Source organism: Neisseria lisongii, from assembly GCF_028463985.1.
GTDB classification, from domain to species: domain Bacteria; phylum Pseudomonadota; class Gammaproteobacteria; order Burkholderiales; family Neisseriaceae; genus Neisseria; species Neisseria lisongii.
Map to the genome: position 1 here is coordinate 1,670,650 of NZ_CP116766.1, position 21,494 is coordinate 1,692,143.

Annotated in this window: 19 protein-coding genes and 1 tRNA gene; 10 read left to right on the forward strand and 10 right to left on the reverse strand. The window is 52.8% G+C overall.

Features of this window, described 5'->3' with window-relative positions:
* Positions 1–126 precede the first annotated feature (126 nt).
* The 3 genes from PJU73_RS07690 (at position 127) to PJU73_RS07700 (ending at position 2,975) form a co-directional block, all read left to right on the forward strand.
* The gene (locus PJU73_RS07690) at positions 127–741 is read left to right on the forward strand and encodes a 5-formyltetrahydrofolate cyclo-ligase (protein WP_237090770.1); all 615 of its coding nucleotides are present in this window, start codon (positions 127–129) and stop codon (positions 739–741) included.
* 191 nt (positions 742–932) lie between these two features.
* The gene (locus PJU73_RS07695) at positions 933–1,169 is read left to right on the forward strand and encodes a TM2 domain-containing protein (protein ID WP_237090769.1); all 237 of its coding nucleotides are present in this window, start codon (positions 933–935) and stop codon (positions 1,167–1,169) included.
* Positions 1,170–1,502: 333 nt separating this feature from the next.
* Entirely contained in the window at positions 1,503–2,975 is a 1,473-nt protein-coding gene (locus PJU73_RS07700) for a malate:quinone oxidoreductase (protein WP_237090768.1), read from the forward strand.
* Between the two features lie 871 nt (positions 2,976–3,846).
* Here PJU73_RS07700 and PJU73_RS07705 read toward each other — a convergent pair.
* On the reverse strand, positions 3,847–4,740 hold the full coding sequence (locus tag PJU73_RS07705) for a Rossmann-like and DUF2520 domain-containing protein (RefSeq protein ID WP_237090767.1): 894 nt from the start codon (positions 4,738–4,740) through the stop codon (positions 3,847–3,849).
* A 156-nt stretch (positions 4,741–4,896) separates the two neighbouring features.
* Between PJU73_RS07705 and minC the strand changes: the two genes are divergently transcribed.
* Genes minC through PJU73_RS07725 form a run of 4 tightly spaced genes read left to right on the forward strand, consistent with a single transcriptional unit; the run spans position 4,897 to position 7,678 of the window.
* Positions 4,897–5,634, forward strand: a complete 738-nt coding sequence (gene minC, locus PJU73_RS07710) for a septum site-determining protein MinC (RefSeq protein ID WP_237090766.1) — start codon at positions 4,897–4,899, stop codon at positions 5,632–5,634.
* 34 nt (positions 5,635–5,668) lie between these two features.
* Entirely contained in the window at positions 5,669–6,484 is an 816-nt protein-coding gene (gene minD / locus PJU73_RS07715) for a septum site-determining protein MinD (protein WP_237090765.1), read from the forward strand.
* Positions 6,485–6,487: 3 nt separating this feature from the next.
* A complete protein-coding gene (gene minE / locus PJU73_RS07720) occupies positions 6,488–6,754 on the forward strand; it encodes a cell division topological specificity factor MinE (RefSeq protein WP_237090764.1) in 267 nt (88 codons plus the stop codon).
* A 3-nt stretch (positions 6,755–6,757) separates the two neighbouring features.
* A complete protein-coding gene (locus tag PJU73_RS07725; protein ID WP_237090763.1) occupies positions 6,758–7,678 on the forward strand; it encodes a hydrogen peroxide-inducible genes activator in 921 nt (306 codons plus the stop codon).
* 219 nt (positions 7,679–7,897) lie between these two features.
* Here PJU73_RS07725 and PJU73_RS07730 read toward each other — a convergent pair whose 3' ends face one another.
* From PJU73_RS07730 to PJU73_RS07740, 3 genes are all read right to left on the reverse strand, one after another.
* Positions 7,898–9,319, reverse strand: a complete 1,422-nt coding sequence (locus PJU73_RS07730; protein WP_371871482.1) for an alanine/glycine:cation symporter family protein — start codon at positions 9,317–9,319, stop codon at positions 7,898–7,900.
* Between the two features lie 336 nt (positions 9,320–9,655).
* Complete coding sequence (gene lysS, locus PJU73_RS07735) at positions 9,656–11,158, reverse strand: lysine--tRNA ligase (protein WP_237090762.1); 1,503 nt, start codon at positions 11,156–11,158, stop codon at positions 9,656–9,658.
* A 224-nt stretch (positions 11,159–11,382) separates the two neighbouring features.
* A tRNA-Lys gene (locus tag PJU73_RS07740) sits at positions 11,383–11,458 on the reverse strand.
* 203 nt (positions 11,459–11,661) lie between these two features.
* On the opposite strand from PJU73_RS07740, the gene PJU73_RS07745 reads away from it, so the two are divergent.
* Positions 11,662–12,075, forward strand: a complete 414-nt coding sequence (locus PJU73_RS07745) for a hypothetical protein (protein ID WP_237090761.1) — start codon at positions 11,662–11,664, stop codon at positions 12,073–12,075.
* A gap of 72 nt (positions 12,076–12,147) precedes the next feature.
* On the opposite strand, the gene PJU73_RS07750 is transcribed toward PJU73_RS07745, so the two are convergent.
* Entirely contained in the window at positions 12,148–13,125 is a 978-nt protein-coding gene (locus PJU73_RS07750) for a TerC family protein (protein WP_237090760.1), read from the reverse strand.
* 180 nt (positions 13,126–13,305) lie between these two features.
* Positions 13,306–13,749 (reverse strand): CopD family copper resistance protein, encoded by a 444-nt coding sequence (locus PJU73_RS07755; RefSeq protein WP_237090759.1) that lies wholly within the window; start codon positions 13,747–13,749, stop codon positions 13,306–13,308.
* Between the two features lie 141 nt (positions 13,750–13,890).
* Between PJU73_RS07755 and PJU73_RS07760 the strand changes: the two genes are divergently transcribed.
* Positions 13,891–14,091, forward strand: a complete 201-nt coding sequence (locus PJU73_RS07760; protein ID WP_237090758.1) for a YMGG-like glycine zipper-containing protein — start codon at positions 13,891–13,893, stop codon at positions 14,089–14,091.
* 255 nt (positions 14,092–14,346) lie between these two features.
* Positions 14,347–14,796 (forward strand): hypothetical protein, encoded by a 450-nt coding sequence (locus tag PJU73_RS07765; RefSeq protein ID WP_237090757.1) that lies wholly within the window; start codon positions 14,347–14,349, stop codon positions 14,794–14,796.
* Positions 14,797–15,328: 532 nt separating this feature from the next.
* Here the strand turns inward: PJU73_RS07765 and waaA are convergent.
* The 4 genes from waaA to proB form a co-directional block, all read right to left on the reverse strand.
* A complete protein-coding gene (gene waaA, locus PJU73_RS07770; protein WP_237090756.1) occupies positions 15,329–16,591 on the reverse strand; it encodes a lipid IV(A) 3-deoxy-D-manno-octulosonic acid transferase in 1,263 nt (420 codons plus the stop codon).
* Between the two features lie 139 nt (positions 16,592–16,730).
* Positions 16,731–17,885 (reverse strand): FUSC family protein, encoded by a 1,155-nt coding sequence (locus PJU73_RS07775; RefSeq protein WP_237090755.1) that lies wholly within the window; start codon positions 17,883–17,885, stop codon positions 16,731–16,733.
* Between the two features lie 324 nt (positions 17,886–18,209).
* Complete coding sequence (locus PJU73_RS07780; RefSeq protein WP_237090754.1) at positions 18,210–19,517, reverse strand: FAD-binding domain-containing protein; 1,308 nt, start codon at positions 19,515–19,517, stop codon at positions 18,210–18,212.
* An 812-nt stretch (positions 19,518–20,329) separates the two neighbouring features.
* A complete protein-coding gene (gene proB / locus PJU73_RS07785) occupies positions 20,330–21,454 on the reverse strand; it encodes a glutamate 5-kinase (RefSeq protein WP_237090753.1) in 1,125 nt (374 codons plus the stop codon).
* Positions 21,455–21,494 lie beyond the last annotated feature (40 nt).

The window sequence follows — 21,494 nt, forward strand, 5'->3', positions numbered from 1 at the left end:
CGCTGAAACCCACGTTGCTCGTTTTGGCGAAACCTACAGTTTTCAGACGGCATGCAGTGATTTTTGCACGCCTGAAAGCAAACGCTATATACTTTGACAAACCGAATCATAACAGGCCGTCTGAAAATGAGTGAAACGAATTTCTGTGCAGCTACAACGAGAAATACCGAGAAAACCGAACTGCGCCGTCGGCTGCGCAAAGCCCGTGCCGCCATGTCCGAAGCCGAACGGGCGGCGGCGACCCGAACCATCAATGTCCGGCTCAAACGACTGATTCGCCGCAACAGCAGAATCGGCATTTACTGGCCGATCGGCAAAGAACTGCGGCTGGACGGTTTTGTCCAAGCCGCCCTGCAGCGTGGGGCGAAACTGTATCTTCCCTATATCGAACCGAACGCCAGACGGCTGTGGTTCACGCCTTATTTTGCCGACCAACGCCAGCGCCCCGAACGCCGCAAAGGGCGGAGCAAACTCTATATTCCGCAGTTTGCCGGTGAAAAAATCCGTGTCCACCGCCTGAACACGCTGATCGTTCCCGTGGTCGGCATGGACAGACGGGGTTTCCGCCTCGGGCAAGCGGGCGGTTTTTACGATGCCACGCTGTCGGCGATGAAACACCGACTGCAGGCCAAAACCATAGGCGCGGGCTTTGCCTGCCAACTGGTCGATGCCCTACCCGCCGAAGCGCACGATATCCCGCTGGACGGTTTTGTGTCGGAACACGACAATCTGAGGTTTTAAGGCCGTCTGAAAACGAGCGAAGCGAGTTTCTGCGCAGCTAAAACCGCAGGTTTCGCTAAAACGGGCAAAGCAAGTTTCTACGAAGCCAAAATTCACTTACGACCTGTTTTCAGACGGCATTGAAACTGACTCAGCCCGCCCCGATATTGGGAACTGTTAATTCATTATCAAAAAATCTGAAAGGAAAGCTCATGCAGCCCGTTTCTTATGCCGCCACCCACCGCCACACCTGCAACAAAGCGCTGTATGTCGCCATGGCGCTGCTGTTCGGTTCGTTGGGCGTACACAAATTCTGCGCCGGTCGGGTGTGGATGGGTCTGCTCTACGTCCTCTTTTGCTGGACAGGCATTCCGGGTATTGTCGGCATCATCGAGGGCATTTGGGCCGCCTTCAAACCGACCGACTCGCTCGGTGCGATTATCGTTTAACCGTTTTTTACCTTACGCAAAAAATTTTAAGAAGTTAATAACTTTTTTAAATCTTTATAACGTATTGATAAATAGATATTTTTAATCTCGCACCGCAACGGGGGCTAAAAAATATATGCCCCCGCTGCATAAATTCTTTGCATTTCTCTGAAAAATCTACTAAATTCTTGGGTAAATATGTCAACAATCCGCACTCGTGCGGATTCGTGTTTAAAAAATAATCATAAAAGCAAAGAGAGCGTTAAAAAAATTATTTTCCGCAGCGGCGGCAAACCAAGGCCGTCTGAAAAATAAACATTTTAACGACAGGCTTATTCTTTAGGAGTATGAACCATGGCTGAAGCAACCGATGTCGTATTGGTAGGTGGGGGAATTATGAGTGCCACACTCGGCATTCTGTTGAAAGAACTCGAACCGTCTTGGGAAATCACCATTATCGAACGGCTGAACGATGTTGCGCTCGAATCTTCGCAGGCATTCAACAATGCCGGTACCGGCCACTCCGCCCTGTGCGAGCTCAACTATGCCCCGCTGGGCGCAGACGGTACGGTTGATCCGACCCGCGCGCTGGGCATTGCCGAACAGTTCCACATCAGCCGCCAACTGTGGGCCTCTCTGGTTGAAGAAGGCAAACTGACCGACCGCTCGTTTATCAACAGCGTGCCGCACATGTCGCTGGTGATGAATGCCGACCACTGCGCCTATATGCACAAACGTTTCGATGCCTTCAAAACGCAGAAACTGTTTGAAAAAATGGAATTTTCCACCGACCGTGCCAAAATCGCCGAATGGGCGCCGCTGACCATCAACGGCCGTCAGGAAAGCCAGCCGGTTGCCGCCACCTATTCCGCCGAAGGCACCGATGTCGATTTCGGCAGCCTGACCCGCCAAATGGTGCAATACCTGACCTCAAAAGGCGTGAAACTCAAATTAAACCGCCATGTGGAAAACATCAGCCGGGAAGCCGACAACGCATGGGTCATCAAAACCGTTGCCACCGATAACGGCGACAATCCGCTCACCTTCCGCAGCCGCTTCGTATTCTTGGGCGCAGGCGGCGGCGCACTGTCGCTGCTGCAAAAAACCGGCATTCCCGAAGGCAAAGGCTACGGCGGTTTCCCCGTATCCGGCCTGTTTTTGCGCAACAACGACGAAGCCACCGCCGCCCAACACAATGCCAAAGTGTACGGCCAAGCCTCGGTCGGTGCGCCGCCGATGTCCGTACCGCATTTGGATACCCGCCATGTGGACGGCAAACGCTTCCTGATGTTCGGCCCTTATGCCGGCTTCAAACCCAACTTCCTCAAACAAGGCTCGCTGATGGACTTGCCCCGCTCGATTCATCTCGACAACCTGATGCCGATTCTGCACGCCGGTTGGGACAATATGCCGCTGACCAAATACCTGATCGGCGAATTGCGCAAAACCAAAGAAGAACGCATCGCCTCACTGCTGGAATACTATCCGCAGGCCAACCCCGACGACTGGGAACTGATTACCGCCGGCCAACGGGTGCAAGTCATTAAAAAAGATGCCAAAAAAGGCGGCGTTTTGCAGTTCGGCACCGAACTGGTTACCCATTCCGACGGCTCGCTTGCCGCCCTGCTCGGCGCATCGCCGGGCGCATCAACCGCCGTACCGCTGATGCTGCGCCTGATGCACACCTGCTTCCCGGAACGAGCCGAAACATGGAAAACCCGCCTGCAGGAACTGATTCCGGGCTACGGCATCAAGCTCAACGACAACACCGATTTGGCGGAAGAAATCATTTCCCACACCGCCAAAGTGCTGGGTATCCATCACTAAACCGATAAACACATCAGCCGCACATTGTTCATGTGCGGCTTTTTTCTTTTTCGGCAAACCCCATTTTCAGACGGCCTCACCGCCTGCAGTCAAAATATAGTGGATTCACTTTAAAAGTAGTACAAGGCGGCGAGCCGCAGACGGTACAGGTAGTACGGCTAGGCGAGCCAACGCTGTAATACTTTTAAAGTGAATTCACGATAATCCATACAGTTTTTAAACAGGGCGTAGGTTGGGTCGAGACCCAACATGATTGAAAATACCTTGAAACATAAGATTTTGTCGGGTTACGCTCGTGCCTCGCTAACCACAATCTACGCCTGCTTTTGTATGGAAAATTCGGTGTTCTAACTATATAGTGAATTAGCCAAATTTCCAGTACATATCAAACCCAACATGCCCGTCATTCCGACGAAAGTCGGAATCCATTTCGGCGGCTTAGGTAACTGTTTTTCTTTACGGTTTCTGAATCTGATAGATGGATTCCGACTTTCGTCGGAATGACGAGTATGTTTGAAAATCGTACGGTTTATTAAGTGGATTCATTATAGTGAATCCACTTTAACCGTTTTACCGACAATATTTGCACACGCCCCGCACCGATTAACAGCCGCCACCCGTATCATACGCATTCCCCATACAGCCAAGGAAACCGCCATGATTAAAAAATACCTCGCCATTGCCGCCCTGTCGCTGGCGGGGCTGGCCGGCATCGCCGCAGCCGCCGATACGCTGGCACGCAACCACTTGCAGCTGTTTGAACAAACCGACCGCTAAACTTCCGTAAACACAGGCCGTCTGAAAACTGAGCAAAGCAGAATTTCTGTATCGCCAAGTTTTCAGACGGCCTTCATTCCATCTATTTTCGATATTATTCCGTCTGTTGCCGCAAAACCGCCCGCATTGCCTGCGCCGCCTGAATTTTAGCTTCGCAGCAATTCGCTTCGCTCATTTTCAGACGGCCTGCGGCGAGTTCGGCCGTTGCTTGCGCCAACACTCGGTAAAATGCCTGTTCTTCCGCCGTCATCGCCGACAGATGTGCCGCCACCGTAGCGGTGTCGCCCCGCACAATCGGGCCGGTCAGCGCCTGTTCGGGTGACAGGGCGGCGAGGTTTTCTATGCTTTGTTTCATCAGGCGGTACACCAGCCGCTGCGCCAAATCGTCGGGCAAGGCGATGGTGCTTAACAAATTGCGGGCAAAGCCCGCCAGCGTGATGCTAAAATTGGACGCTGCAGACAGGGCGGCATGGTAACGGCTTTTGTATTCGGACAGCACGGTAAAGGGCTGCAGACCCAAAATTTGCGCCAATTCGGTCAGCAATGCCAATGCCCGCTGATCCTGCGTTTCCAAGGCACACAGGCTTCCGGCAAGGTTGGCCGCCGCCAAAACGGGATCGGCAAAGGCAAACACCGGATGCAGGCTGCCCGCCAAGCCACCCCGTTCGGTTACGGCGGCAAGAGCAGCAACGGTTTTGGCACCGCTTAAATGCACCGCCAGCGTTCCCGCCCGAAAATGGGGGCTGTCGGCTAAGGCAAGCGCCACGGTTTCGATGGCATCATCGGGTACGGCAAGCAAAACGGCATCCGCCGGTGGTAATTGTGCAACAGAGCGGCAAACTTCGGCGGAAACGGCGGACGGCGACAGGCTGCTGCTGACGATGTGCGACAAGCGCCATGTGTGCTGCTGCGACAGCAGTAATGCCAGCGTTTTGCCGACACGTCCGGCACCGATAATATGGCATGTTTTTTTGAATTCAGACGGCATAGATGGATTGAATAGTATGGATTTACAGGGTAAACTTACGCCATTGAAAAATTTTATGGTGCGGCAACGCTGCCACATCTGCCGAATTCTACTCTCCCCGACAGACGGGCTGTCAAGTTTATCTTCGGGGGTGGATTCGACCAGCAAGGAAGTTTGATGAAACCTGCTTTTGAAGTCAAATCGGCCCGTTTGGACGTGCTTGCCGTTCATCTGCACACTGCAGATTTAGCGGAACTGGAAGCCGCATTGAGCCAAATCGCCGGACAATATCGGGAACTGGACACGGTTCCGTTTATTTTGGACGTTCAGGATTTTCCCAACCCCGAAATGCTCGATACCGCTGCCGTTATCGGGCTGTTTGCCCGTTACGGTATGCGGATTATCAGCCTGCGGCACGATGATGCGGCGTGGGCGGCTTATGCTGCGTATCATCATCTGTTTTTCAACCAAAACCCGAAAAACACCGAACCGCTGCAAAATACGGCCGAGCCGCAACCTGCGGCGGCATACGAACCGCCGCCTGCACCAAGCGCCGCAGCTGCAGAAAGTGGCTGCCGCCCGACCGTATTGGTCAGCACGCCGGTACGCACCGGCCAGCAAGTGTATGCGGAAAACAGCGATTTGATCGTTACCGGCGCCGTCAGCCAAGGGGCGGAACTGATTGCCGACGGCAATATCCATATTTACGCCCCTATGCGGGGGCGGGCGCTGGCCGGTGCGGCCGGCAATACCGAAGCCCGGATTTTTATCCATTCCATGCAGGCGGAACTGGTTTCCGTGGCCGGTATCTACCGCAATTTCGAACAGGATTTACCCGCTCATCTGCACAAACAGCCGGTTCAGGTTTCCTTGCAGGACAACCGTCTGGTGATTAGTGCGATTGACGCAGAATAAGTTGCTCCCTCAAGCATTTTAAAAGGAAATTATCGTGGCAAAAATCATTGTAGTAACCTCAGGAAAAGGCGGTGTCGGCAAAACAACGACCAGCGCCAGCATTGCAACCGGTCTGGCGCTGCGCGGCCATAAAACCGCCGTTATCGACTTCGATGTCGGCTTGCGCAACCTCGACCTGATTATGGGCTGCGAACGCCGTGTCGTTTACGACTTAATCAACGTGATTCAGGGCGAAGCGACGCTGACTCAGGCGCTGATTAAAGATAAAAACTGCGAAAACCTGTTTATCCTGCCGGCTTCGCAAACTCGGGACAAAGACGCTCTGACCCGTGAAGGCGTGGAAAAAGTGATGAAAGAGCTGGGTAGCAAGAAAATGGGCTTCGAATACATTATCTGCGACTCGCCTGCCGGTATCGAACAGGGCGCTCTGATGGCGCTTTACTTTGCCGATGAAGCCATTGTTACCACCAATCCAGAAGTATCCAGCGTGCGCGACTCCGACCGCATTTTGGGCATTTTGCAAAGCAAGTCCCGCAAAGCCGAACAAGGCCAAACGGTGAAAGAACACCTGCTGATTACCCGCTATTCGCCCGAGCGTGTGGAAAAAGGCGAAATGCTGTCCGTACAAGACATCTGCGACATTCTGCGCATTCCGCTGATCGGCGTGATTCCCGAGTCGCAAAACGTATTGCAGGCCTCTAATGCGGGCGAGCCGGTGATTCACCAGCAAAGCGCCGTGGCCGCCGAAGCCTATAAAGACGTTATTGCCCGCCTGTTGGGTGAAAACCGCCCAATGCGTTTCCTCGAAGCCGAGAAAAAAGGCTTTTTCAAACGACTGTTCGGAGGCTGATCCATGTCTTTAATCGATCTGCTGTTTGGCAAAAAACCGAAATCGGCCAGCGTTGCCCGAGACCGCCTGCAAATCATCATTGCCCAAGAGCGTGCCACCACCGGCGAAACCGCACCGGACTATCTGCCGACGCTGCGTAAAGAGCTGTTGGAAGTTTTGTCGAAATACGTCAATGTTTCCTTGGACGACATCCGTATTTCCCAAGAAAAACAAGACGGCTTGGACGTACTCGAACTGAATATTACCCTGCCGGAACAAAAAAAGGCCTAAGACATGACCCTGACCGAATTGCGTTATATTGTCGCAGTCGCACAAGAGCGTCATTTCGGGCGGGCCGCCCGCCGCTGTTTTGTCAGCCAGCCGACGCTTTCCATCGCCATCAAAAAGCTGGAGGAAGAGCTGTCAGTTTCCCTGTTTGACCGCAGCAGCAACGACATCATCACCACCGAAGCGGGCGAGCGCATCGTTGCCCAAGCCCGGCGGGTATTGGAAGAAGCCGACCTGATCCGGCATTTGGCCACCGAAGAGCAAAACGAGCTTGAGGGCGCATTCAAACTGGGGCTGATTTTTACGGTTGCGCCATATCTGCTGCCCAAACTGATTGTCGCCCTGCGCAAAACCGCACCGAAAATGCCGCTGATGCTGGAGGAAAACTATACCCAAACGCTGACCGAATCGCTCAAACGGGGCGATTTGGACGCATTGGTCGTTGCCGAGCCGTTTCACGAACCGGGCATCATCACCGAGCCTTTGTATGACGAACCGTTTTTCGTGATTGTCCCCAAAGGCCATGCGTTTGAGGAACTGGATTCGGTTACGCCGCAAATGCTGGCGGAAGAACAGGTATTGCTGCTGACCGAGGGCAACTGTATGCGCGATCAGGTATTGGCAAGCTGTTCGGAATTGGCGACCAAGCAGAAAATCCAAGGCCTGACCAATACGCTGCAGGGAAGCTCCATCAATACCATCCGCCACATGGTCGCCAGCGGCTTGGCCATCAGCATTATGCCCGCCACGGCGCTCACCGAAAACGACCATATGCTGTTCAGCATTATCCCGTTTGCCGGTGTCGCCCCACAACGGCGGGTGGTACTCGCCTACCGCCGCAATTTCGTCCGCCCCAAAGCCCTGAATACGCTGAAAACGGCGATTATGAAATCGCAGCTGGCCGGCGTAACGTTTATCAACGGTTGAGTGTCTGGTTCAGAAAATATAGCGGATTCAATTTTAAAAGAGGACAAGGCGGCAAGGCGAAGCCAACGCTGTTCTGTTTTGAAAGGAATCCACTATGTCAATACGGCAAAAACCATCGGTGCAACCGATGGTTTTTTATTTCACATCAAACAAGGCCGTCTGAAAACCGACAGTTCAGTTTTCAGACGGCCTCAATCATTCTATCAAGCCGAGTTTAACTTACCAAATATCCGATTTTACTTTGCGTTTCAAACCGGGGTGTTCGGATAGCTTAAATTCAGGGTCTTTGCCCATTTTCAGCTTGGCGGTATAGTCTTTCAGCAGCAGGAACACCAGCGGCGACAGCAGAACAATCGCAATCAGGTTAATCCACGCCATCGTACCCATCGCCATATCCGCCATGTCCCACACCAGCGGCACACTGGTTACCGAGCCGAAATACACCATGCCCAGCACGCCCATGCGGAAAATGGTCAAAATCAGCCAGTTGCTCTTAATAAACTGAACATTGGATTCGGCGTAAGCGTAGTTGCCGATAATGGTCGAAAAGGCAAACATAAACAGCACCACCGCCAAGAAATCGGCACCCCAGTTACCCACATGGCTGACAATCGCCGCCTGCGTCAGCTGCACGCCGCTCAAGTCCGAGCCAAACTGAACATCCGACATCAACACAATAAATGCGGTACAAGAGCAGACAATCATGGTATCGACAAACACGCCCAACATTTGAATCATGCCTTGCGACACCGGATGTTTCACCTCGGCCGCCGCAGCCGCATTCGGTGCCGAACCCTGACCGGCTTCGTTGGAATACAGACCTCGCTTGATACCCATCATCATGGTTTGCGAAATCAAACCGCCCAACAGGCCGCCGCCGGCGGAATCCCAATGGAAGGCATTGTTGAAAATCAACGCAAACACTTGCGGCACCATAGAAATATTGGTCGCAATCACATACAGCGCCATCAGCAGATACAGCGTTGCCATCACCGGCACAATCGCTTCCGACCAACGGGCCACACGGCGGATGCCGCCGAAAATAATCGGTGCCGTCAGAATCACCAAGCCCACGCCGACAGCGTGTTTGTTCCAGCCCCACGCCACTTCGGCCGCCGCCACAATCGAGTTCGCCTGCACCGCTTCATACACAAAGCCGAAACAGAAAATCAGGCTCAGGGCGAACAATATGCCTAACCAGCGCTGACCCAGACCTTGGGTAATATAATACGCCGGACCGCCGCGGAAATGATGGTTGTCGTAATCACGGATTTTAAACAGCTGCGCCAGCGAAGATTCGGCAAAAGCAGAACTCATACCGATCAAGGCCACCAGCCACATCCAAAACACCGCCCCCGGGCCGCCGACGCTGATGGCAATCGCCACACCGGCAATATTGCCCACGCCGACACGGCTCGCCAAGCCGGTTACAAACGCCTGAAACGGCGTAATCCCATGCGGATCATCGCCCTGCTTGCGGCCGCCGAGCATTGCTCGAATACTCTGTCCGAACAGGCGGAACTGTACAAATCCGGTCGCCAGCGTAAAAAACACACCGACCCCCAACAAAACAAAAATCAAGCCGTTCCACATCGGCCCGTTGATGGCATTCACCAACGCATGCAATGATTCAGTCATCATAGCCCTTTCAATAATCAGTATTTTCAGACGGCCTTCCCAATCGGAAACCGCCGCCACAAACCGCCGCAGATTGTATCAGATTCAAATTTTGTTAACAATCAATGTGAATATCTTTACATTTTTTTCAAAACCAAACTCGGAAATAGGGCAAAGGCCGTCTGAAACCTTCGGTTTTCAGACGGCATCAATAAGCATTAGCATGCCCATCATTAGCTGACACCAATCTGCTGTTATATTGTAAATTCGCTATATTCCATAATTTTCTCAAACCAATAATGAAAAAAACCGCCCTGCTCAAGCGGGCGGTTTGGGCTAAATCGGGTTATCTTGTCCCAATTATTCCGGACGCATTTGCGGGAACAGGATAACGTCGCGGATGGTTTGTGAATCGGTCAGCAGCATAACCAAGCGGTCGAGGCCGATGCCGGAGCCGCCAGTCGGCGGCAAGCCGAATTCCATGGCGCGGATATAGTCGGCATCGTAGTGCATGGCTTCGTCGTCGCCGGCATCTTTTTGCGCCACTTGGGCTTTGAAGCGTTCCGCCTGATCTTCGGGGTCGTTCAACTCGGAATAACCGTTGGCCAATTCCCGGCCGACTACGAATAATTCGAAGCGGTCGGTCAAACCCGGTTTGGTGTCGGAGGCACGGGCCAGCGGCGATACTTCGACCGGATAGTCGATAATGAAGGTCGGATTCCACAATTTGCCTTCGGCGCAGCCTTCAAACAATGCCAACTGCAGGCTGCCGATACCCGGCGACGGTGGAAGTTTTTCGCCCAGTTTGACGATTTCTTCTTTCAGCCATGCTTCGTCAAACAGTTGTTCGTCGGTGTAATGTGGGTTGTATTTTTTAATCGCCTGCAGAATGGTCAGCCGCTCGAACGGGCTTTCCAAATCGACTTCTTTGCCATTGTAGCTGATTTTTGCCGTGCCGCATACGGCTTGCGCCGCTGCCCGAATCACGCCTTCGGTCATTTCCATCATGCGTTCGTAAGTACAGAACGCTTCGTAAAATTCCATCATGGTAAATTCGGGATTGTGGCGCACCGACATGCCTTCGTTGCGGAAGCTGCGGTTGATTTCAAATACCCGCTCAAAGCCGCCGATAACCAGCCGTTTCAGATACAGTTCGGGCGCAATCCGCAGATACAGCGGCATATCCAGCGCATTGTGGTGGGTAACGAAGGGTTTGGCCGCTGCGCCGCCCGGAATCGGGTGCATCATTGGGGTTTCAACTTCGAGATAACGCTCATTAACCATATAGTTGCGGATGGTTTGAATGATTTTGCTGCGTTTGAAGAACACTTCCCGACTGTCGGCATTGGCAATCAGATCGACATAACGCTGGCGGTATTTGGTTTCCTGATCCGCCAAGCCTTTATGTTTGTCGGGCAACGGACGTAGCGATTTGGTCAGCAGGTGCAGCTTGGCGGCACGAATGGTCAATTCGCCGTGGTTGGTTTTAAACAGCGTACCTTCCACGCCGATGATGTCGCCCAAGTCCCAGTGTTTGAACGCATTATGCGCTTCTTCGCCCACGCCCTGATTGTTCACGTAAACCTGAATCTGGCCGCTCACGTCTTGAATGGTGGCAAAACTTGCTTTGCCCATCGCCCGCTGTAGCATCATGCGGCCGGCCACTTTAACCGCCACTTCCTGCGGATCGAGTTCGGCTTTTTCCAAGCTGCCGTATTGCGCCTGCAAATCGGCGGCAAAAGCGTCTCGGCGGTATTGGTTGGGGAAGGCAATGCCGTTTTTGCGGATTTCGTTCAATTTCTCGCGGCGCAGGGCAATAATCTGGTTTTCGTCGAATTGTTCGACCGGATTGTGTTCGCTCATAATGTTTCCAAGATAAAACCGGCCGTTTTCAGACGGCCTTGAATGTATATAGGATAACCGGTTCGGCTATCTATGCAATAAATGATAAATAACCGCCATTTTACGCCATATCAGGTGTTTTTGCCATCAATCGGCGGTAAGTACGGATAAAAAAAGACCTGCTCGTCAGCAGGTCTCAACCATTTATCAATTCAGAAAGGAGGATATAAATGAATAAAAAAATGTGGTGGGTCGTGAAGGATTCGAACCTTCGACCAACGGATTAAAAGTCCGCTGCTCTACCGACTGAGCTAACGACCCGATAGGCTGCGTATTTTACGCATACCGTTTCCCGCCGTCAAGCGTTTTTTGCTTTTTATTGTAAAAAATGACATTGAATTTGAAAAATGCCGACCTTTGCTCATGTGCTGTGCTATCATTTGGCACGGTTTGAGGGTGAACACACACATTAACGCCCGCAAACTGTTTGAACAATATGATTTTTGATTTTAAGGACTAAATCCATGAAAAAACTGCTGATCGCCGCCCTGCTGGCCGCCGGCCTGACCGCCTGCTCGCAAGAGGCCAAACAAGAAACCCAAGAAGCCGCCCAAGCGGTTGCTTCTGATGTAGCTGCTGCCAAAGACCAAGCTGCTTCTGCCGTTGAAGCCGCTGCTGCTTCTGCTGCCGAAATGGGCGAAACTGCCGCTGCGTCTGCCCAAGATGCTGCCGGTAACGCTGTTGCCGAGGCTAAAGAAGCCGCCGCTGATGCCAAAGAAGCGATGAAAGATGCGGCTGCCGATGCCAAAGAAACCGCCAAAGAAGTGGCCGGTAAAACTGCCGACGCGGTGAAAGATGCTGCTGCCAAAACCGGCGATGCGGTGAAAGACGCTGCTGCCGAAGTAAAAGATGCGGTAAAAGACGCTGCCAGCAAATAAGTTGGCTTCACGCTGTAAACAAGGCCGTCTGAAAATCGGTTTTCAGACGGCCTTGCTGTATCCGGTTCAGGCTTATTCGCCCGCTTTTTGCAAACGGCGGCTGTAAATCATTGAAATCAGCACCGAAGCGCCCAGTGCGCCGAACACCACCGACAGCGATACGGCAATCGGAATGTGTACCCAGTGCATCATCAGCATTTTAATGCCGATAAAGCTCAACACAAACGCCAGCCCGTATTTCAGAAACACGAAGCGGTCGGCGATGTCGGCGAGCAGGAAATACATCGCCCGCAAACCCAAAATGGCGAAAATATTGGATGTCAGCACGATAAACGGATCGGTGGTTACGGCAAAAACCGCCGGAATGCTGTCCACCGCAAACACCACGTCGCTCAATTCCACCATCACCAACACCAGCAGCAGCGGCGTTGCCATGCGTTTGCCGTTTTCCAGCGTAAAGAATTTTTCGCCGTCGAGATTTTTGCTGACCGCAATCCGTTTCTGCAACCAACCGACCATACGGTTTTGCGACAAATCTTCCTCGTCATCGCCGTCCGGTGCCATCATTTTCACGCCGGTGTACAGCAAAAATGCGCCGAACAAGTACAAAATCCATTCAAATTCACGCACCAGCACCGCACCGGCAAAAATCATCACCGCCCGCAGGATTAATGCCCCCAATACGCCGTACAGCAGCACACGGTGCTGATATTGGTCGGGAATTTTGAAATAGCTGAAAATCATCAGGAATACAAAAATATTGTCCACCGCCAGCGATTTTTCCAACACATAGCCGGTGAAAAATTCCAATACTTTTTGCTGCGCCACCGCCGCACCGTAGGCCGGATTGCCCGCCAGTTCAAAATACAGCCAGCCGGCAAAACCGCAGGCCGCCGCAATCCACACCAGCGTCCACGCCAGCGCCTCTTTCACGCTGACTTTGTGCGCCCCGTTTTTCTTCAACAGCAGCATATCGACAGCAATCATCAGTAATACTGCGACAAAAAACACGCCGTAAAACAACGGCGTGCCGATGGAAAGATGTTCCATAAACCTTACCTTTTATCGTAACAAATTTAAAACCCGTACAACCTTGCCTCGTCTTGTTCTGATTTAATTTCATTTACTCTATCGTCAAGACCAAGCCGAAGCGCAGGCATTCTAACACGCACCCGTCAGGCCGTCTGAAAATTATCATTTATTTTCAAACAATCACACAAGTTTGAAAATTCAGCTATAAAACATTGCCTTAGCCAAAAACACAATCAGCAGCATATGCACCAATACCGCCGCATGGATGTATTTCGACCACGCCGCCGTCATCGTGTGCCGCACCATTTTCGCAACCGCCGTCAAAAAATGTGCCAACACACTGAATGCCAACACAATTTTCAAAGCCAGCAAGCCACCGAACGATGAAGCAAACGGCTGCTGCAACAGCGGCAAATAACGTTCCCACACCATCACCCCGCCGGAAACAAACAGCGCCGCCACCGCCCACGGCATCACCCGCACCGCCCGATGCGACACCGCACCGTGCGCCTCCCGCCTCGCCTCCCTCGATACCCGCCGCCCGTGCAGCGCCGACAGCACCAGTGCCTCAAAAAACACGCCGCCGACAAAAATCAGGGCGCAATAAAGGTGGACGATATGGGCGGCGGCATAAATATTCATAGCAAAGCATTCCGTAACATATTGAGCGGATTATATCGCCGAGCGCCCCACTTTGCCCAGTTTAAAACTTCCTTTACATTTTCCACTGATGTTTTCTGCGATACTGATGTTCCGATTATCCTCAAAATGGAGCTTGATAATATGAACACCCTCGCCAAAACCTTGGGTCTGATCGCCCTCGCCGCTTCCCTCACCGCCTGCGCCGACCTCTCCACCCAGCAACGCCGTGCCGCCGCCGGAGCTGTTGTCGGCGGCGTGGCCGGCAACCTGATCGGCGGCGACACCGGCTCAACCTTGGGCGGTGCAGCCCTCGGCGGCGTTATCGGTAGTCAGATTAAATAAGGTTTGAATGTTTGAATCAATCAAGGCCGTCTGAAAACGAGTGTAACGAGTTTCTGCGCAGCTAAAATCAGGTTTTCAGACGGCCTTTTACTTTTGAAGGAATATTTCTTTTTTTTTCACGATTTACAGGTATTACAACTATTAGTGTTTATTTCCCTTCTTTTAAGTGGTTTATTCATACTTTTACTTGCTTGTTCTTTCAATTGTTCTACCTATAATCTTGTCCATCAATCATCAAAAATACAGGTAGCAAAAATGAAAAAAGCGCTATTATTGTTCACCGCATTACTCAGCGTATCCACTTTGGCTCATGCTCAAGATTTCAATCAGCAAAAACGACAAATCATTCAAAAAATCTATTCAGACCCGGAAAATGGGCTGCTCCTGCTTTTACGAAAATACGCCAGCCATGATTTCAAAGCCGTTTTTAAAGAAGATGAACATTATGCCCAAGGCGAACTCGGCTGCATTGATTACGACGTTGTTGTTTCAGGCCAAGACCTCAACCACAAAGAAATTCGCCGCAGCTTGAAAATTTCCATGTTGAACGATGGAAATGTTGGCGTTTCATACCGTAATCTTGGTAATCCGGCCAATTTGGTTTATGTGATGCAATGCAGGAACAACCAATGTTTGGTAGATGATATTTTAGATGATGGTTCCTCATTCAAAGACAGTATCCGCAGCTGCATTGCCAATAATTAACAGTTAAACATCAAGCCCAAAAGCCGATAAAATATTGTTTTATCGGCTTTTTATATATAGTGGATTCACTTTAAAAGTAGTACAAGGCGGTGAGCCGAAGACAGTACAGGTAGTACGGGACAGGTTTTGTCCGGATTGTTGTTTAATCCGGTTACAAAAACCGTTCTCTTTGAGCCGGGCGAGCCAACGCTGTAATACTTTTAAAGTAAATTCACGATAATAATCTATAGTTAAAACCGCTATATATATTCCACAAAAAGAGACCGGCCAAGCACACGCTGTCCGGTCTTCATAGCATCATGAATAAAAATTCAAAATTTTCCGAGTGTTTGTCCAAAATCCAAAAATTTGGCTAAACCCCTTAATTGTAAAAAAAAAAAAAAAAACGGTGTCAATTTATTTTTCGCCTTTTTGGGGGCTTTTTTTACTGTTTTTCGTTATCATGAAATAACCCCAAAACAATACAAGGCGGCAAGCCGAAGACAGTACAAATAGTACGGCAAGGCGAAGCCAACGCTGTATTGCTTTGGGGTTATTTCACGATAATTTTGGCAATTTCCGCAGCGGTCTGTTCGCTACCGCCCTGCCGTCCGGCAATCCAGTGCTGTGCGTTGGCGGCGGTTTGGCGGCGTTCGTTTTCGTGTTCCAGCCAGCGGCGGGTTTGCGCCAGCCATGTTTGGGCATCGGAAACTTGTTTGGCGGCACCGACGGCTTGGGCTTCGGCGCAGGCTTGAGCGAAATTGTAGGTGGACGGGCCGAACAGGGTCGGTAGGCCGCAAGCGACGGCTTCGATGATGTTTTGGCAACCGCTGTCCACCAAGCTGCCGCCGACAAAGGCGATGTCGGCGCTCAGATAATAGGCGGCCAATTCGCCCATGCTGTCGCCGATCCAGACTTGGGTATCGGCGGCGATGTGTTCGCCGCTGCTGCGCCGTTGCACTTTGAAACCGAGCGAGCGGGCGGTGTCGCAGGCCGTCTGAAAACGTTCGGGGTGGCGCGGGACAATCACCAAAAGGGCATCGCCGTGATAATCCTGCCATGCTTTGAGCAGGATTTCGGCCTCGTCTTCCCCTTTGTAAAAACGGGTGCTGGCGCACACGACGACTTGGCGTTTCCCGATCAGGCGGCGGAAACCGGCGGCCAGCGTGTGCATGTCTTTATCCGGCACAATGTCGTATTTGGTGTTGCTGCACACCTGCACATTTGCCGCACCGATGCTTTTCAGACGGCCTGCGTCGGCTTCGGTTTGGGCGAAACAGCCTGCCAGCGTCTGCATGGCGGGGGCAATCAGGCTGCGGGCTTTCAGATAGCCCCGCTGCGAAGATTCGGACAGGCGGGCGTTGGCGAGAAACAGCGGCACGCCTTCGGCGCTGCAACCGGCCATCAGGTTCGGCCAGATTTCGGTTTCCATCAATACGCCGAAACGGGGGCGGTGTTCCTGCAGAAACTGCCGTACCCAATCGGCCCGGTCGTAGGGCAAATAACGGCATTGGGCTTCGGGAAACAGGGCTTCGGCGGCGGCTCTGCCGGTGGGGGTCATCTGGGTCAGCAGCAGCGGGCTGTCGGGGAAGCGGCGGCGCAGGGCTTCGACCAGCGGGCGGGCGGCACGGGTTTCGCCAAGCGATACGGCGTGTATCCATATCGGCCGCTGCACGGGATCGGCAAACGGTTTGCCGAAACGCTCGTCCCAATGCGCCGCATAGGCGGGCTGCCGCTGCGCCCGTTTGTTCAGGTAGCGGCGGATAAACGGCGGCGCAATCTGCCAGAGTATGGTGTAGAGGATTTTGAGTAACATAATGTTGTTTGCTGCGTGGAAACCTGCGGTTTTAGCTTCGCAGAACTCATTGCATGAGTTTTAGCTGCGCTGAAACTCGCTTCGCTCGTTTTGGCGAAACCTGCGGTTTTAGCTTCGCTGAAACTCACAGTGTTCGTTTTCAGACGGCCTTGTCTGCGGTATCGTCGGCTTGAGCGGTTTTCTGGTGGCGTAAGTGTTCGCGCAGGCGTTCGAGTTCGTATTTGTCCAGCCATTTGCGGCGGGTGCGTTGCAGCAGAACCACCAGCGAAGCCACTTCGCTGCGCATATTGGTGCCGAGCCACAAAAAACCCTGCCACTCAAACGGCAAACGTTTCGCCAGCTCTGCCAGTTCGGGGTTGATGTCGGTATTAATGCGGATACGGCGGGCATAATGCCCTTTAATCAGCCGCACTGTCAAACGCAGTTCCCGCTGCAGGGCGACAAAGTGGCGGTTGAGCAGGCGGGCTTCTTCGGGGCTGAGGCGGGGGCGGGGCAATTTGTTCATGGTGGTCAGCAGCAGTTCGGTACTGTTGACGATTTTGCGGTGGGTGTGCTGCATGGCTTCCATCATGTGTTTGGGAATGCGGCTCTCGCCCGCAGTAGCGTCCAAATGGCTGCGGCTTTTAATCATGCGGGCGTTGATTTCTTTCATTTTTTTCATATTGTGCAGAAAACGGTCATGCGGCATTTTCTGGCCGCTGCCCACTTCGAGAATAATGCGGCTGCATTCGGTCAGGTTGTCCGCCAGCATAAAGCGCCACATCAACGTCGAACGCAGCGGCAACAGTTTGGCGGCACCGATGGCCATCGCTGCGCCGATTAACACATTGATTGCCCGAATCAGCCCGCTGTCGAACCAGTCTTCGCCGCTGTCGCCGATCAGCATACACATCGTCAGCCCCGCCAGCATGGGAATATAGCCGTTTTTGCCGACCGCCGACCAACCCGACACCGCACTCACAACGCCGACAGCAAGGTAAAACAGCGGCCCGTTGTGAAAATGGTGCTGGTTCAACCACAACACGCTCAAACCGACCGCCAGCCCGATAACCGTGCCGAGCATACGTTCCACCGCTTTGGAATAAATCGCCCCCTGAAACTGCAGCATACCCAAAATAATAAACACGGTCATGCCGATCCACTCGCCGTGTTGCAAATGCAGCAGGCGTGCAATCAGCGTGGCGAGCAAAACGGTCAAACCGAGGCGGACGGCATGAATCAGCCGCCGGTAACGGTAGCGTTCGTAAGAATTGAGCCAGACTTGTGCAAAACCGGCTTTGATTGAGGCTTTCATCTTCTTTTATCTTAATAATTTGTTTTTATTTGAATATTCTGTTTTAAATTATAGTGAATTGACTAAAAAGCACAGCATGGCGGCGGGCCACCCTGCCCCTAACCCCTTCCCTCCGGCGGGACGGGAGAACCGTGTATAACCGTGTGTAGCATGCTTGCCTAAGCACGTATTCTTTAAATCCCACATGAATGCCGTCTGAAAATGAGCAAAGCGAGTTTCTGCGAAGCTAAAACTCATGCAATGAGTTCTGCGAAGCTAAAACCGAAGTTTTTGCCAAAACGAGCGAAGCAGGTTTCTGCGAAACCCAAACCGACAGCCGTCCACCTACACCATCGGCGGCGGATAGCCGTGGCAATCAATATCCAAACCCGCCAGCCACGGCGTATGAATCCAATTTTTGGGCAAATGCGCCAATTCGGGAAGATGGCGGCGGACAAACGTGCCGTCGGGGTCGAGCTGCTGGGCTTGCCGCACCAAACGGCGGCGGTCGGATTTGCCGCCCTGCTTGGCCGCTGTGCGCCAGTTGCCGATATTGACGGCCTCATCATAATCGGTCTGACATCGGGCAAACCATGCCGCACCGTGCTGCCAACTGCCGCCGAGCATACCGCACCAAAATTCCGCCACTGCCTGCCGCAGCAGCGGGTGCAACCAGCCGCCCGCATTCAGGCAACGCATGGCGGCATCAATCAGCGGAAAGCCCGTCTGCCCCTGCTGCCAGCGTGCCAAATCACCGGCGGAACATTCTGCCGCCCAGCCCAAATCGGACGGAGGGAAGTGAAACAGTTGCTGATGATAAAAATCCCGCAAAATCAGATTGTCGAGCCACGAATGCGCCTGTTTTTGCGCCGCCTGCACCGCCAGCATACGGGGCGAAATGCAGCCTGCCGACAGATACGGCCCGAGTTGGGCGGTATATTTTTTGGCGGCAAACGCCCGCAATAAGGCATAATCTGCCGCCATCGGTTCAAAATCCTGCCACAACTGCCACGCCGCCGCTTCGCCGCCCGTCTGTGCCAAATCGGTTTCCGTTATGCCCAATGCCGAACGTTCGGGAAACGGCGGCAAAGCCGCAAAGGCCGTCTGAAAACGAGCGTAGCGAGTTTCTGCGCAGCTAAAACCGCAGGTTTCTGCAGAACGAAAACCGCCGAAACGCTGTTCAAACGCTCGCAACCATGCCTGACGGTAGCTCTCGAAATCGGCAATCGGCGAACCGTAGTTGCCCATGATTTCGTTTTTGGCAAACACGTTGCGGTCGTTGGCCCGCTCGAAACGCACACCCGCCGCATCAAGCAGCCGCCAAGTCCGGTTGTCGCACGCTCTGCCGTCGGGTGCTGCCGACTCGTCCGCCCAAACTGCCGCCGCATTCAGCCGTGCGGCACATGCCGCTATTTGTTCCGCTGCGTCGCCACGTTCCACAAACAGCGGAATCCCCAGCCTGCCCAAATCCTGATGCAGCGGTTGCAGCGAGCGGTAGAGAAATTCCGTTTGTCGGGGATTGTCGTTTTCAGACGGCCTGTCAAACACGAAAACGGCTGCCAGCGGCAACCCTTCCTGCGCCGCCGCACGCAGCACGGCATTATCCGCCAGCCTGAGATTGCGGCGGAACCAAACAAGCGTTGTTTTTTGCATAGCAAGGCCGTCTGAAAATGGGTTGGATGAAAATGCGGCCTACAGCCGCACAGGGTTGATTTTAGCAGAAATTTTAAGGATTTAAAGCAGTATGGTTCACTTTAAAATGTGGAGAAGACAAACTGGGGCGGGAATAATGATTTTGTACAGAGCAATAAAGTGGCGGGCTGAACGTTGTGGCGCAAATATTCTTCAAAAACCGCCCGTTGCCGCTTGTTGAACGCTGCCCGTCTTGCGTAAGTCGAAACCGTTTTTCGGCTTCGCTTAGCCCTTTCTATAATTATAGTGAATTCACTTTAAAACGATTACACCACCAAACCACCTTTTCCCGATTTTGGCGAAACCTTCGGTTTTAGCTTCGCAGAAACTCATTGTATGAGTTTTATCGTGAATTAACCAAAATATTATCACGCAGCGAGCCACCCTTCCCCTAACCCCTTCCCGCCAGCGGGACGGGGAACAGCGTATAGGGCAAACTTATTGACCGCCAAACTATTAGCAGCTTGTACAGAAAATTAGGTGTTTCAACTATAGCTTCGCAGAAACTCGTTACCCTCGTTTTGGCGAAACCTTCGGTTTTAGCTCCGCAGAAACTCATTGTATGAGTTTTAGCTCCGCAGAAACTCGCTACGCTCGTTTTCAGACGGCATTCATGTGGGATTAAAAAACACGTTCTTGCTTAGGCAAGCATGCTCCACACCGTTCCGCACAGGTGGAAATGATGGGCTGAAATTGCTTGTTTTTTCATTAGGCTGTCGCTATATAGCCGTCTGAAAATCGGGTTGGGCTGATTTTCAGACGGCCTCATGATTTCAACGGCTCAGCGCCAGATTGTCCCGATGGATCAATTCGTCTTCGTGGGCGTAGCCCAAGCGCTCGGCGATGTGTTCGGAATCGGTTTGCAGCAGGCGTTCGGTTTCGTCGCTGCTGTAATTAATCAGGCCTCGGGCGATTTCGTCGCCGTTTTGATTGACCACCGCCACCAATTCGCCGCGGTGGAATGTTCCCGATACGCCGGTGCAGCCGACGGGCAACAGGCTGGCGTGTTTTTCGGTCAAAGCCCGTTCGGCACCGTTATCCACGGTGATTTTGCCGGCAAGTTGGACATGGCCGAGCAGCCATTGTTTGCGGGCGGCGACTCGGCTGCGGGTGCTGGTGAACAGTGTGCCGATGGCTTCGCCCTGTTGCAGACGAACCAAGACATTCGGTTCCCTGCCGCTGGCAATCACGGTATCGGCACCGCTTAGGGCGGCTCGTTTGGCGGCGGTAACTTTGGTGTACATGCCGCCGGTGCCGACGCTGCTGCCTGCTCCGCCTGCCATTTGTTCCAATTCGGGGTGGTCGGCTTCGATTTGGCGGATAAACTGTGCCTGCGGATTTTTTCTTGGATCGCTGTCGTACAAGCCGCTTTGGTCGGTGAGAATCACCAGCGCATCGGCGGCCACCAGATTGGTTACCAGTGCGGCCAAGGTGTCGTTGTCGCCGAGTTTGATTTCATCGGTGGTAACGGTGTCGTTTTCGTTGATAATCGGCACAATGCCTTTTTCCACCAAGGTCAAAAGCGTGCTGCGGGCGTTGAGATAGCGGGTGCGGTTGCTCAAATCTTCGTGGGTCAGCAGCACTTGGGCGGTGTGAATTTGATGATAGGCAAACGCATATTCGTAGGCTTGGGCAATGCCCATCTGCCCCACGGCGGCGGCGGCCTGCAATTCGTTAATCGCCGTGGGCCGCTTCGCCCAACCCAGCCGCTTGATGCCCTCGGCAATAGCGCCGCTGGAAACGAATATCACCTGTACGCCTTGGGCTTTAATCTCGGCAATCTGGGTCGCCCAACGGTTGAGCGCCGCCTGATCAATGCCCCGCCCTTCGGCGGTAACCAAACTGGAACCGACTTTAACCACAATCAGTTTGGCTTGGGAAATGTTTTGAGCAGTCATGATGAATTCCTGAAAATAGAGGCCGTCTGAAAACGAGCAA

Bases quoted from the DNA above. Each gene is read 5' to 3' on its own strand.
- PJU73_RS07705 (WP_237090767.1), bottom strand. From the start codon at position 4,740: ATGCCGTCTGAATTCAAAAAAACATGCCATATTATCGGTGCCGGACGT.
- PJU73_RS07750 (WP_237090760.1), bottom strand. From the start codon at position 13,125: ATGGAACATCTTTCCATCGGCACGCCGTTGTTTTACGGCGTGTTTTTT.
- PJU73_RS07700 (WP_237090768.1), top strand. From the start codon at position 1,503: ATGGCTGAAGCAACCGATGTCGTATTGGTAGGTGGGGGAATTATGAGT.
- PJU73_RS07730 (WP_371871482.1), bottom strand. From the start codon at position 9,319: ATGATGACTGAATCATTGCATGCGTTGGTGAATGCCATCAACGGGCCG.
- waaA (WP_237090756.1), bottom strand. From the start codon at position 16,591: ATGTTACTCAAAATCCTCTACACCATACTCTGGCAGATTGCGCCGCCG.
- PJU73_RS07745 (WP_237090761.1), top strand. From the start codon at position 11,662: ATGAAAAAACTGCTGATCGCCGCCCTGCTGGCCGCCGGCCTGACCGCC.
- minC (WP_237090766.1), top strand. From the start codon at position 4,897: ATGAAACCTGCTTTTGAAGTCAAATCGGCCCGTTTGGACGTGCTTGCC.
- PJU73_RS07765 (WP_237090757.1), top strand. From the start codon at position 14,347: ATGAAAAAAGCGCTATTATTGTTCACCGCATTACTCAGCGTATCCACT.
- PJU73_RS07760 (WP_237090758.1), top strand. From the start codon at position 13,891: ATGAACACCCTCGCCAAAACCTTGGGTCTGATCGCCCTCGCCGCTTCC.
- PJU73_RS07780 (WP_237090754.1), bottom strand. From the start codon at position 19,517: ATGCAAAAAACAACGCTTGTTTGGTTCCGCCGCAATCTCAGGCTGGCG.
- PJU73_RS07690 (WP_237090770.1), top strand. From the start codon at position 127: ATGAGTGAAACGAATTTCTGTGCAGCTACAACGAGAAATACCGAGAAA.
- PJU73_RS07725 (WP_237090763.1), top strand. From the start codon at position 6,758: ATGACCCTGACCGAATTGCGTTATATTGTCGCAGTCGCACAAGAGCGT.
- minE (WP_237090764.1), top strand. From the start codon at position 6,488: ATGTCTTTAATCGATCTGCTGTTTGGCAAAAAACCGAAATCGGCCAGC.
- lysS (WP_237090762.1), bottom strand. From the start codon at position 11,158: ATGAGCGAACACAATCCGGTCGAACAATTCGACGAAAACCAGATTATT.
- PJU73_RS07775 (WP_237090755.1), bottom strand. From the start codon at position 17,885: ATGAAAGCCTCAATCAAAGCCGGTTTTGCACAAGTCTGGCTCAATTCT.
- proB (WP_237090753.1), bottom strand. From the start codon at position 21,454: ATGACTGCTCAAAACATTTCCCAAGCCAAACTGATTGTGGTTAAAGTC.
- PJU73_RS07755 (WP_237090759.1), bottom strand. From the start codon at position 13,749: ATGAATATTTATGCCGCCGCCCATATCGTCCACCTTTATTGCGCCCTG.
- PJU73_RS07695 (WP_237090769.1), top strand. From the start codon at position 933: ATGCAGCCCGTTTCTTATGCCGCCACCCACCGCCACACCTGCAACAAA.